The sequence below is a fragment of the Clostridia bacterium genome (genome assembly GCA_017438525.1).
GTDB lineage: Bacteria > Bacillota > Clostridia > Oscillospirales > RGIG8002 > RGIG8002.
This window is the reverse complement of sequence record JAFRVI010000058.1, coordinates 1-12680: the sequence shown is the minus strand read 5'-3', so window position 1 is coordinate 12680 and position 12680 is coordinate 1. Positions and strand designations below refer to the sequence as shown.

Genomic DNA, 12680 nt, shown 5'->3' with positions numbered 1-12680 from the left:
TTCATCGGTTAACCTCTTTTGAACCACGCGACTATCGCGTGGTTTTCCTTTGACAAAAAGACAGCCCCCTCGATTCAAGGGGGCTGTCTGAAGTTTTGCAGTCAGCGGAGCTCCTTCGCAGCAGGGCTCGGGATCACTTCCGCTTACACGCCGGTTGAATATCAGCCGAGCGAGCTTTCGTCAGCGAGCTTCGCAGCGACGCGGAGGATCGCCAGCGCGTCGTCGACCTCGATCTTGCCGTTGCCGTTGATATCGCCTATCGCGATAGCTTCGGGCGTTTCCGCAGCCAGCTTCGCGGCTATGCGGAGCGCGGCGAGCGCATCGTCGACCTCGATCTTACCGTTGCCGGTGAAGTCGCCCTTCTTGACGGGCGGCTCGACGTTCTCGATAATCGTGAAGTCAACGATCAGTTCCTTGCCGCCCTTGGTGATGATGAGGGTGTATTCGCCGGCTTCTTCGATCTTGTGGCCGAGCTCTATGGGCTCGTCGTTCAGGGTCGCTTCGGCGTCCTCGGGGGACCAGCTGAGCTCGTAGCCGACGGCGTATTCGCCGTTATTATTAACGTTCGCGGTAAGCTCGATCGCACCGGTGGTGGTAAAGTTGACGGTGGTGGACTTGTCGCCGTTGGTAACGACCAGCGTATGATCGCCGTTCTTGACAACGGGGTTGCCGTAGATCAGGAACTCACCGTCGAGCATCGCGGCGCCGACGTCCCAATCGGGAATGAGCTCCTGCTCGGAAATGTCAAAGCTCTGACCCTCGGTGATGTTGGAGATGACGGGAGCGGTCCAGGTGCCGTTGGTCGGATCCTTGTAGGCGTGGATGCCGGTGACGTAAACTTCAAGGCCCTGCTTGATGAAACCGTCGAAGCGGATGATGTAGAAGTAGATCTTCGCAAGGTCAATCTCCTGGCCGTGAGTCCAGTCATCGTAGAACTCGAAGTACTCCCAGGGCAGATAAATCCAGCCGGATCCGTTGGCGGGGATCGGGATATCGACGGTGGCGCGCTCAAAGAGCGGGCTGACGGTGCAGTTGGAGACCGCGACGCGCATCGTGCACTTCTGGACGAGGTTCATATCGTTGACGCCTACCCAGAGGCAGAGGCCGGCGGTGCCGGTCAGGTCGCCGATAAGGGTGTTTCCGGGAGGATTGGTGGAGTTGTCGATCAGGATCGGAAGGACGCCGCCGAAGTCACGGGTCATCGCCTTGAACTGCATCATGCCGTGCTGGTCGGCGGTCTCGGAGCCCATATCGACCTGCGCGGTCATCTTGAGCGCCTGATCGTAACCCTCCGGCAATTTCGGGAAGGTCTTATCCAGCTCATAAATCACGTTATCGGTACGGTCGCCGTTCGCTCTTTGGAATTCGCGGATGGTGTAGTCTTCAAAGCTGTAGATGGAGGTAACGGTGGAGCCCGGCTTTATCGGAATGAGGCCGGAAATAGCGGCCTGCAGCGCGGCTATCTGCTCTTCCGCCTCGGCCTGCTTCGGACCCTTCTGAAGGAGAGCGTCCGCCTTCTCGATCTCTTCGGCAAGCGTCATATACGTGCGCTGAACGAGGTTGCCGCGCCAGTAGGTCTTGGCGCTCTTGGTCAGAGCGTCAAGCAGTTTGATGGTCGGCTCATCGGCGAGGTCGCCGAGCAGAGTCAGGTTGTTGACCGCAGTATTGAGCTTGTCAAGAGCTTCGTCGACCTCTTCCTGAGTAACGCCGTATTTGCCGAGCAGGCCTTTGGCTTCCTCAAGGGCTTCGTCGACTCTGTTAAGAGAAATGTAATAATACTTCGATCTGTCGAGACCGGCCATATACTCTTCAACTTGGTTGATTCTCGCCTCGAAAGAGTAGAAATCGGCGGAGGAAATGCTCCACTCGAAGCCGGTCAGGTCGGCGATGTAGTAGATACCGCTGACGTTTTCAAAGTAGATATAGATGGTGTCGATATCGTCGATATGATCGAAGATATCCTCTTCGCCGTAAACGTCGTAGAAGTTCGTCCACGCGACGCCGACGTAGCCCTGCTGCGCGGGCAGCTCAACGGCGGTCTCTTCGCACTCGAAATAGATCTCCTCGGAGGAAACGCCGAGGCCGATGCGGCACGCCTGCGGTGTTTCGAGACTGTCATCCCACTTGACCCAGAAGCGGATGCCGGCGGCTTCGCTCAGCGGCTCCGAGCCCTCTTTAAGCTCAAAGGGATTCTTTATCGCGCCGTCTTCGGTGGCGTTGGTGAAGAGACTCCAGCCGTAGGTCGGCGGGCCGTCATCGGCCTGCGCGAAGACCATGACCGACTGCTCTTTCGTATTGGGATAAATATCGGTCTCGACCGCGGCGGTGTCAAGGCAGACGCCGCCGTCTTCCATCGCTTCAAAATCGGCGTCTTCCCAGACTTCAAAGCCGGCGAGCTTGACGCTCTTCATTTCGGCCTTGAACATGGGCTTCAGATCGCGGATCGCGAGCTTAAGTTCTCTCGCCATCGCGTCGACCTGCTTCTGAGTGTACTGATCGGCGTTCTGGAACATCTCGTAAGCTTCCAGATAGACCTCGGTCGCGGCGGCGTAGCTCTCTTCGGTATAGGCCTCGGGATCGAGGGAATCGAAGATCTCGCACTGCTCTTCAAGCTCGTCGACGTGGATACGGGTGTCAAAGTACATACGCCAGTCGCCGACGCTGATGACGTCTCCGGACTGCATGTTACTGAAGCGGAGCTGGATACCGTTGATGTACGGGATCTTGCTCTGCGGGATCGCGCACTTGGAAATCGGGAAATGGTACTTGTCGTGAGGATAATTCTCAGGCTCATCCTCCTTAGCTCCTCTGTACCAGTTGATACCCTCGTCGTCGGTGCTCCACCAGTCGCACTGGAAGAAGTCGGTCTTGAAATCGAAGTAGACGTAGCCGTCTTCGTCGGGTCTTACGCCGTCGCACTCATAGACGAACGCCTTGGGCGCGCCGTTGGGGTACTGGGCCATATCGGTAGTGCCGTTGTCACTCGTGGTGTAGGCCGGGCCCCTGGTGGGGATGGAGAACAGCTGGATCTTGATGCTGCCGTCATAGTGTCCGCCGTTGACGCCGGTCCAGAAGCAGAAGCCGGCCATATCCTCGAACGTGGTGGTCCATACGATATTGCCGTCCGCGTCGAGCTGGTTGCCCAGGAAGTCCTTGCCGCCCAGGGTCATATTCGCGCCCCAGATGCAGGAATTCAACGGACTGTTGCCGTTGGTGTTCCAACTGTTGTTCTCATTGTTCTTAAGTTCCATCGTGGCGGCCACCATGCCGCCCCACTGGTCGGGGGACGTGCAGGTGAACGTCGCGACCTTGTCGACTCCGTCCGGCTTGTAGTCGGTGCTGAAACCGGTGAAGTTGCCGCTGGAAGTCCAGGCCTTCTGCATATCCGCTTCCGTGAAAGCGGTGAAGCCGGGGATGGAAGTGTATTCATAATACTCATAGAATACAGCTCCGGCACCCAGCACGCCGCCGAAGATGGTCGTTGCGCCGAACGCGGTCAGCGCGAACATCACGGCAAGCAGCATTGAAAGTGTCTTTTTCATAATGTTTTCTCCTCCTGTAATTAATATAACTGTTTTTTGTGCGCACATTGTACGGGCAATTCGCGCACCCGATACGTATGCACAGTATCAGCATTGTATTTTAACACGTTTGAGACGCGCGTTTCTTGTCGTATTGTGATATTATTACGGTTGTGTGATATTTCCGTAATTTTTTTATGAAATAGTTATCCGGCGGCTCTGTCATTCCGAGGAGCCGGCGAAGCCGCCGCGATTCTGTTATTCCGAGGAGCCGCAGGCGACGAGGAATCCCCTTCCCTATGCAGACGGCTGCGAACGGCGGGGGATCCCTCGGGCTTCGCCCTCGGGATGACAGAACACGCAGAGTGTCTGTCATCCTGAGCGGAGGCGAAGCCGGAGCCGAAGGATCTTAAAGACGAGGCCTCGTTAAAAACAAAAGTGTGTATTCGGAGCGGACGGTAATGCTCATACTCCGAATACACACTTTTTCTTTTATTATGCCGTTTCCGACAAGATCCTTCGACTGCGCGGGCTTCGCCCGCTTCGCTCAGGATGACATACGACAACGTGAGATCCTTCGACTTCGTGACGCTGACGCGTCACTTCGCTCAGGATGACATACGCTCTGCTGACGGCGGGGGATCCTTCGGCGCGCTGCGCCTCAGGATGACACGAACACGGCGTTGGTGAGTGAATGCGCGGGCGTATTACGCCTCGATAAACCTCTGCATCTTCGCCAGGACCGCCTGCGCTTCGGCGTCGGCGGCTTCGGCGGAGTCCGCCTTCGCGCTGACGTAGACCTTCAGCTTCGGCTCGGTGCCGGACGGGCGGACGGTCAGCCGCGCCTTCGAGTCGGTGAAGGAAAGCACCTTCGACGGCGGCAGGCCTTCGATGCCGTTCGAGTAGTCCTTGGCGAGCGGCGTTTCGCCCTCGTGGAGCGTGATGCCCTCTTTCGCCAGACGCGCGATTATCGCGTCCATCTGCGCCTTGCCGGTGATGCCCTCGAAGACGAAGGTCTTGAGCGTTTCTCTGTAGTATCCGTATTTCTCATAAAGCTCGGCGAGCCGGTCGAGAAGCGACTTGCCCTGCCTGTGATAGAAGGCGGTCATCTCGCATATCAGCAGCGAGGCGACGACGGCGTCCTTGTCGCGGACGTAGCCGCCGGGGAGGTAGCCGTAGCTCTCCTCGAAGCCGAAGACGTAGCGGTCGCCCTCGCCCGCGGCTTCAAGGCGGCCTATCTCTTCGCCGATATACTTGAAGCCGGTCAGCAGCTCCTTGACCGTCGCGCCGTGGTCGGCGGCGACGACCTGCGCCATGGGGGTGGAAACTATCGTGGTGACGATCTCGGGGCGCTCGGGCATCCTGCCCGCCGCTTCGCGCCTGCCGAGGATATAGTCGATGAGCAGAATGCCCATCTGGTTGCCGTTGATGAGGGTGAAATCTCCGCTGCCGTCCGGCACCGCGGAGCCGACGCGGTCGCTGTCCGGATCGGTGGCGAGCACGAGGTCGGCGCCTTCGCGCTTCGCCTTCGCGACCGCGAGGGAGAGCGCCGCCGCTTCCTCCGGGTTGGGGTAGGTGCAGGTCGGGAAGTCGCCGTCCGGCTGCTCCTGCTCCGGCACGACGGAGACGTTCGTGAAGCCGGCGCGCGCGAGCACGCGGCGGACGGGCTTGTTGCCCGCGCCGTTCAGGGGCGTGTAGACTATCTTCAGGTCGCCGCCGACTCCCGTCGAGCAGGCGAAAACGGCGTCGTCGTACGCCTTTATCACGTCGTCGCCGATATAGGTGACGCGTCCGTCCGCAACCGCGGCTTCGAAGTCCGCCGCCGGTACGGCGAAGGGGTCGTCGTATTCGCAGATGCGGGCGTAGATCGCGTCCGCCGCCGCGTTGGTTATCTGGCAGCCGTCCGCGCCGTAGACCTTGTAGCCGTTATACTCGGCGGGGTTGTGGGAGGCGGTTATGACCACGCCGCCGCTGCATTTCAGCTCCCTTACCGCGAAGGAGAGCATCGGGGTGGGCATCAGCTCGGAGTACATATATACGCGCACGCCCTTCGCGGCGAGGGTCGCCGCCGCTTCGCGCGTGAACTCCGCCGAGCCGTTGCGCGAGTCGTGCGCTATCGCGCAGGAAGCGCCCGCGCCGAACTCCGCGAGCAGATAGTCCGCGAGCCCCGCGGTCGCCCTGCGCACCGTGTATACGTTCATCCTGTTCGTGCCGGCGCCGAGCTTGCCGCGCAGGCCGCCCGTGCCGAACTCCAGGTGCTTGTAGAATCTGTCTTCAATGGCTTTTTCGTCGCCGGCGACGGCGAGCAGCTCTTCCTTCAGCGCGCCGGAGCACTCCGATTTCCACTGTTCGTAAAGCTTGTTGATTTCCATTTGCGTCACCCTTTCGTGTTTACAAGGGTTATTCTACCACGATGATATGAGATTTTCAACAAAAAAATCCGTTTTGTTGTTGTGAGTTGCGGCGGGAGGTGTTATAATAGGATGTTATTATGGAGATTTCCGGAGGTGCGCCCCGTGAAAACACTGCTCATTGACGGCAACAGTCTGCTGAACCGCGCGTTCTACGGCATACGCCCGCTTTCCACGAAGGACGGCGTGCCGACGAACGGCGTATTCGGCTTCATGAACATACTCTTCAAGCTGCTCGCCGACGTCGCGCCCGAACGCGCCTGCGTCGCCTTCGACCTGAAGCAGCCGACCTTCCGCCACAAGATGTACGCCGAATACAAGGCGGGGCGGCATCCGACTCCGGACGAGCTGCTCGCGCAGTTCCCGGTTCTCAAAGAGCTGCTCGACGCCTACGGTATCCCGCGCCGCGAGGTACCCGGCTACGAGGCGGACGACATAATCGGCACGCTCGCCGACAAGCTCGGCGGCGAGGTCTTCATCGCCACGGGCGACCGCGACTCCTTCCAGCTCGTCAGCGGCCGCGTGACCGTGCTCCTCGCCGGAGCGAAGGTCGCCGGCGGCGAGACGATGCGCTGCGACCCCGCGAAGATAAACGAGCTTTACGGCGTCGAGCCGAAGCAGCTACGCGACGTCAAGGGGCTGATGGGCGACAGCTCCGACAACATCCCCGGCGTCAAGGGAGTCGGCGAAAAGACCGCCTGCGACCTGATACGCCGCTACTCCGACCTCGAGGGCGTCTACGCCAATATCGACGAGCAGAAGGGCGCCCTGCGCGAGAAGCTCGAACGCGACCGCGACGTCGCCTTCATGAGCCGCGAGCTCGGCACGATCTGCCTCGAAGCGCCGGTCGAATACGACCCCGACGCGTATCTGATAAAGCCCTACGACCCCGCAACGCTCGCCGCCGCGCTGAAGAAATACGAGCTCGAGAAGTTCATCGACAAGCTCGGACTGCAGAACGCCGCTCCCGCAGAAGCCGCCCCCGCCGCGCCCGCTCCGGAAGCGGAGGAAGCCGACGCCGGCGCCTTCGCCGCCGCGCTCGCCGCGCGCGAAAGCGCGGACGTTTATCTCGATTTCACCGCCGGCGAGGCCGCGCTCTGCGGCGGAACGCCGCTGATATGCCGCGACCTTGACGGCGCGGTCCGCGCGCTCTCCGCATACTCCGGACGGCTGCGCGTCAACGATTACAAACGCCTCTGCCGCGCCTGCGCGGAGCTTTCGCTCCCCGCGCCGCGCGCGGAGTTCTGCGCCGCGATAGGCGGCTACCTGCTGCGCCCCGACCGCAGCGACTACTCCGTCTTCGCGCTCGCGCGGCTGCTCGGACTTCCCCGCGCCGCGAAGGAGGACTCCGCGGCCGCCGCCTCCCTGCTCCCCGCCGTCTGCGACGCCGAGGCCGCCGAGCTTGAAGCCGACGGCATGACCGCGCTGATGCGCGATATGGAGCTTCCGCTCGCCCGCGTGCTGACCGATATGGAGCGCGCCGGCTTCACCGTCGACGTCGCGGGGCTGAAGGCCTTCGGCGCGGAGCTTTCCGCGCGCGCGGAGGCGATACAGGCGGAGATATACCGCCTCGCCGGCTGTGAATTCAACGTCAACTCCCCGAAGCAGCTCGGCGACGTGCTCTTCAACAAGCTCGGCCTGCGCGGCGGAAAGAAGACGAAGACCGGCTGGTCCACCGACGCCGAAACGCTCGGCAAGCTGCGCGGCGAAAGCGAGATAGTCGACCTCGTGCTCGAATACCGCACGCTGACGAAGCTCGTCAGCACCTACGTAAACGGCCTTTCCGAAGCCGCCGGCGAGGACGGGCGCGTGCACACCACTTTCCTGCAGACCGAAACGCGCACGGGGCGCATTTCCTCGCGCGAGCCGAACCTGCAGAACATCCCCGTCCGCACCGAGCTGGGCAGCAATATGCGCCGCTTCTTCCGCGCCGCGGACGGCTGCGTGCTCGTCGACGCCGACTACTCGCAGATCGAGCTGCGCCTGCTCGCAGCCCTCTCCGGCGACGAAAACATGATCGCCGCCTTCCTCTCCGGCAACGACTTCCACCGCGAGACCGCCGCCCGCGTCTTCGGCCTCCCCGCCGATATGGTAACACCCGAGATACGCGGCCGCGCGAAAGCGATAAACTTCGGCATCGTCTACGGAATGGGCGCGTTCACGCTGTCAAAAGACCTCAAAATAAGCGTCTATGACGCGAAGAAATATATCGAGAACTACTTCGCCACCTACCCGAAGGTGCGCGAGTGGCTGGACGCGAGCGTCGCCTCCGCGAAGGAGAGCGGCTACGCCCGCACCGCCCTCGGCCGCCGCAGACGGCTGGAGGGAATCAACGGCACCAACGCCGTCATGCGCAACTTCGAGGAGCGCGTGGCGATGAATATGCCCGTTCAGGGCACCGCCGCCGACGTCATCAAGCTCGCGATGGTCAACACCGCGAAGAAGCTCCGCGAAGGCGGCTTCAAGGCGCGGCTGATACTCCAGGTGCACGACGAGCTCATAGTCGAGGCGCCCGAGGCGGAGGCCGACGCCGTCGGCAAGCTTCTCAAAGAGGAAATGGAAAACGCCTATAAATGCGCCGTGCCGCTGATCGCCGAGGTCGGCGCGGGAAAGACGTGGTATGAGGCGAAATGACGCTTTGCGTCATTTCGCAACTGCGCCGCAGGCGCAATACCACTGTCGCGAAGCGATAATATCACTGTCGCGAAGCGATAATATCACTGCGCCGCAGGCGCAATATCACTCCCGGGCAAAGCGAGGGACAGTCCGTATGACCGGTTCTTCAAACCTCACCATCACACCCTTCACAAAGGACGATATCGACGCGATACTCGAGGCCGAGCGCGTCTGCTTCACCCACCCCTGGACGCGGGAGGACTTCACCGCCGCGCTCGACTGCGGCTACGTCTGCCTCGCCGCGCGCGAAAGCGGCGCGCTCGCCGGATACGCGGTCGCGATGGCGGTCGCGGACGAGGCGACGGTCGCGAACGTAGCCGTCCTGCCGGAGTTCCGCAGGCGCGGCGCCGCGAAGGCGCTGCTGGCCGCTTCCCTCGCCGCCTGCCGTGAACGCGGCGCGGCGGTCTGCTTCCTCGAGGTGCGCGAATCCAACAAAGCGGCGCGGAAGCTTTACGAGAGCTTCGGCTTCACCGAGATCGCGGTGCGCCGCGGCTACTACGACTCCCCCGTCGAGGACGCGGTCATTATGAAAAAGGAGCTGAGCGAATGAGAATACTCGCGATAGAGACCTCCTGCGACGAGACCTCCGCCGCCGTCACCGACGGGCGCGAAGTGATTTCCAACGTCGTTTCAACACAAATAAGCGTACACCGCGTTTACGGCGGCGTAGTGCCCGAGATCGCCTCGCGGCTGCACATCGAATCGGTCGTGCCGGTAACGGAGCAGGCGCTGCGCGAAGCCGGAATGACCTACTCCGGCGTCGACGCTGTCGCGGTCACAAACCGCCCCGGCCTCATCGGCGCGCTGCTGGTCGGAGTCAACTTCGCCAAAGGGCTCGCCGCCGCGCTCGGCAAGCCGCTTATCCCCGTTCACCACATGCGCGGCCACATCGCCGCCAACTATATAACCCACCCCGAGCTCGAGCCGCCCTTCCTCTGCCTGACGGTCTCCGGAGGACACACCAACCTCGTCGCCGTCCGCGGATACACGGAGTTCGAAACGCTCGAGCGCACGCGCGACGACGCGGCGGGCGAGGCGTTCGACAAGGCCGCGCGCGTCCTCGGGCTGCCCTATCCCGGCGGCGCGGAGATGGATAAGCTCGCCTCCGCCGGCAACCCCGACGCGTATAAGTTCACCGCGCCGGTGGTGCACGATAATCCGCTCGACTTCTCGTTTTCCGGAATAAAGACCGCCGTGGTCAACCTCGCGCACCACGCGGAGCAGACGGGCGAAACGCTCTGCGTTCCCGACGTCGCCGCCTCCTTCACGAAGACGGTGGTAGGCGCGCTGACCGAGCACGCGGAGGCGGCGCTGGAGCAGTACGGCTTCGGCACGCTCTGCCTCGCGGGCGGCGTCGCCGCGAACTCCCACCTGCGCGCCTCGCTCGCTCAAATGGCGCAGCGCCGCGGAGTGCGCCTTCTCGCGCCCGCGCCCGAGCTGTGCGGAGACAACGCCGCGATGATCGGCGTGCAGGCGGCGTTCGAATACGCCGCCGGCGTACGCGGCGATATGACGCTCAACGCCGAAGCGACCGCGGAGCTTTGATATAAAAAGAACGGACGCCTGAAAGACGTCCGTTAAGGCACAGGGCGCTGTTTAAGAGGGTAAAAACTCCGCCCCGGCGGTTCATATCCGCACTTATTATTTTAACCCGGCATAATAACGGCCTACAAACGTTTCGCGGGTTTTTGCGAAAAAAGGAGAATTTTTTATGAAATACGTCGTCGTGCTCGGCGACGGGATGGCCGACCGTCCCGTGCCCGAGCTTGAAAACAAAACGCCGCTGCAGGCGGCGCACAAGCCGAATATCGACTCGCTCGCCCGTTTCAGCGAGCTGGGCATGGTGCAGACGGTTCCTGCCGGCATGAAGCCGGGCAGCGACACCGCCAACCTCGCCGCAATGGGCTACGACCCGCGCTTCTGCTACACCGGACGCTCGCCGCTCGAAGCGGTCAGCATGGGCATAAAGCTGAAGGACACCGACGTGACCTACCGCTGCAACCTCGTGACGCTCGCCGGAGGCGGCGTCGGCGAAGGCGTTATGGCCGACTACTCCGCGGGTGAGATAACCACCGCGGAAAGCCGCGAGCTCGTCAGCTTCCTCTCCGAAAAGCTGAGCGAGGACGGCTTCGTGCTCTACCCCGGGATCAGCTACCGCCACTGCCTCGTCTGGAACGGCGGATCGACCGACGTCACCCTGACTCCGCCGCACGACATACTCGGCAAGAACACCGCCGCCTATCTGCCGAAGGGCGAAGGCGCCGAGCGCCTGCTGAAGCTGATGCGCGACAGCGCGGAGCTGCTGCGCGATCACCCCGTCAACGCCGCGCGCCGCGCCGCCGGAAAGAACACCGCCGACTCCCTCTGGATCTGGGGCGAGGGAACAAAGCCCGCGATCCCCGACTTCCGCGCGCTGCGCGGGCTGAAGGGCGCGGTCATCTCCGCGGTCGACCTGCTGAAAGGCATCGGTATCAGCGGCGGCATGGAGAGCATCGACGTCGAGGGCGCGACCGGCACGCTGACCACCAACTTCAGCGGCAAGGCGGAGGCGGCGATAGACGCCTTCAGACGCGGCGCCGACTACGTTTTCATTCACATGGAGGCGCCGGACGAGTGCGGACATCAGGCGGATATCGAAGGCAAGGTGCGCTCGATAGAGCTGATCGACGAAAAGGTCGTCGGGCGGCTGCTGCGCGAGCTGCCGGAGGTCTGCGGCGAGTTCAGCATGCTCGTCATGCCTGACCACCCCACGCCGATAAGCATCCGCACCCATTGCTCCGACCCCGTGCCGTTCATGATCTACCGCAGCGGCCGCGATATCGGCAACGGCGCCGACCGTTACGACGAGGACTCCGCCGCGAAGACCGGGCTTTTCGTGCCGTCCGGCGCGGAGCTGACGGAGCGGTTTTTGAGCGAATAGTGACGAGCGAAAAAGGAATAGTTAAGGAAGAAGCCGCGCCCGTGAATGCCTTCACGGGCGCGGCTTGAACGTATTTCCGATAAAGCGGCGGTCACAGCGATTCCGGCGGCGCCAGTTTCGCGGCGACGCGCAGGATCGCGAGCGCGTCGTCGACCTCGATCTTGCCGTTGCCGTCGATGTCGCCGATCACAAGATCGTCGCCCGTCGCCTCGGCGAGCTTCGCGGCTATGCGGAGCGCAGCAAGGGCGTCGTCGACCTCGATCTTACCGTTGCCGTTGAAGTCGCCCTTCATGAAACCGCCTTCCGTCCACTTGGCATAAAGTATTATGTCGGCGGTAACGGGTTTGGAAAAGTCATAGCTGATCGTGCAAGCGGGATCCGTGTACCAGCCGCAGAATGTGTGGCCGTACGCGATCGGATCCTCTGGTCTGACGGCACAATCGCCGTTTGCCACATACTGCGCCGGAGGCGCCGCCCCGAATACGTCGTCAGCGAAGGAAACCTTGCGGCGCAGGTTGGAATCGAAGGTGATCCAAAGCTCCAGCTTGTTTGCCGCCGGCGTCGCAACAGTGTAGGAATACAGCCCGATTTCATTGCCGTTGACCATTATCCTGATCGAGTCTGTATCTCTCGGGAAGGCGTATCCTTTCTCGGCGGTGATATACATATGCAAGAAATGGCTGTGGCTGCTGTTATCGTAGATAACTTCGCCGTATGGCAGGTAGTCCCACATTACGTCGTTATGGTATTCAGTGTTGTATTCGGGATCCTCCATATAGATGTCGTTCGCCGAGTAGTAGTGCGCGCCGGCGGGATATGCCGGCGTATAGTCGGGTATCTCCCCAACCACCGGCTCGTCGATGTCGAACTGAACGTAGTCGATCGGTTCGGCGGCAGTCGCCCATTTGGTGTAGAAGAAAAGACACTCGGTGCCGGCCGTATTCATATAGTCGAACGCATAGATGCCCGCGCCATCCCACTGCACCATACTGGTTGTGATGATCTTGCCCGAAGTATCACAGAGTTCAAGACTGCTCAAGCTCCGCGGGACGTTGAAATAGTATCCGTCAATCGGCTGCAGCACGACCAAGAGACCGTACTGCCGTCCCGTCTGCAGCTTCGTGTATTCGCTCAGACGGGTATAGTCGGTAT

The 12680-nt window shown here is 61.6% G+C and carries 7 protein-coding genes; 4 read left to right on the top strand and 3 right to left on the bottom strand.

What is annotated here, in order from left to right:
- Positions 1-161: 161 nt before the first annotated feature.
- Both IJL83_05960 and IJL83_05955 read right to left on the bottom strand, forming a co-directional pair.
- A complete protein-coding gene (locus IJL83_05960; GenBank protein ID MBQ6553142.1) occupies positions 162-3542 on the bottom strand; it encodes an FIVAR domain-containing protein in 3381 nt (1126 codons plus the stop codon).
- A gap of 686 nt (positions 3543-4228) precedes the next feature.
- Positions 4229-5893, bottom strand: a complete 1665-nt coding sequence (locus tag IJL83_05955; protein MBQ6553141.1) for a phospho-sugar mutase — start codon at positions 5891-5893, stop codon at positions 4229-4231.
- A gap of 144 nt (positions 5894-6037) precedes the next feature.
- Between IJL83_05955 and IJL83_05950 the strand changes: the two genes are divergently transcribed.
- From IJL83_05950 to IJL83_05935, 4 genes are all read left to right on the top strand, one after another.
- The gene (locus IJL83_05950) at positions 6038-8566 is read left to right on the top strand and encodes a DNA polymerase I (protein MBQ6553140.1); all 2529 of its coding nucleotides are present in this window, start codon (positions 6038-6040) and stop codon (positions 8564-8566) included.
- 136 nt (positions 8567-8702) lie between these two features.
- A complete protein-coding gene (gene rimI / locus IJL83_05945; protein ID MBQ6553139.1) occupies positions 8703-9158 on the top strand; it encodes a ribosomal protein S18-alanine N-acetyltransferase in 456 nt (151 codons plus the stop codon).
- Positions 9155-10153, top strand: coding sequence for a tRNA (adenosine(37)-N6)-threonylcarbamoyltransferase complex transferase subunit TsaD (gene tsaD / locus IJL83_05940; GenBank protein MBQ6553138.1), 999 nt, complete (start codon positions 9155-9157; stop codon positions 10151-10153). The genes rimI and tsaD overlap by 4 nt, the downstream gene beginning before the upstream one ends.
- A 166-nt stretch (positions 10154-10319) precedes the next feature.
- Positions 10320-11528 (top strand): cofactor-independent phosphoglycerate mutase, encoded by a 1209-nt coding sequence (locus tag IJL83_05935; GenBank protein ID MBQ6553137.1) that lies wholly within the window; start codon positions 10320-10322, stop codon positions 11526-11528.
- Between the two features lie 91 nt (positions 11529-11619).
- On the opposite strand, the gene IJL83_05930 is transcribed toward IJL83_05935, so the two are convergent.
- Positions 11620-12680, bottom strand: a 1061-nt coding sequence (locus IJL83_05930; protein ID MBQ6553136.1) for an InlB B-repeat-containing protein, incomplete at its 5' end; no start/stop codon positions are given.

Bases quoted from the DNA above. Each gene is read 5' to 3' on its own strand.
- IJL83_05960 (MBQ6553142.1), bottom strand. From the start codon at position 3,542: ATGAAAAAGACACTTTCAATGCTGCTTGCCGTGATGTTCGCGCTGACC.
- IJL83_05955 (MBQ6553141.1), bottom strand. From the start codon at position 5,893: ATGGAAATCAACAAGCTTTACGAACAGTGGAAATCGGAGTGCTCCGGC.
- rimI (MBQ6553139.1), top strand. From the start codon at position 8,703: ATGACCGGTTCTTCAAACCTCACCATCACACCCTTCACAAAGGACGAT.
- tsaD (MBQ6553138.1), top strand. From the start codon at position 9,155: ATGAGAATACTCGCGATAGAGACCTCCTGCGACGAGACCTCCGCCGCC.
- IJL83_05935 (MBQ6553137.1), top strand. From the start codon at position 10,320: ATGAAATACGTCGTCGTGCTCGGCGACGGGATGGCCGACCGTCCCGTG.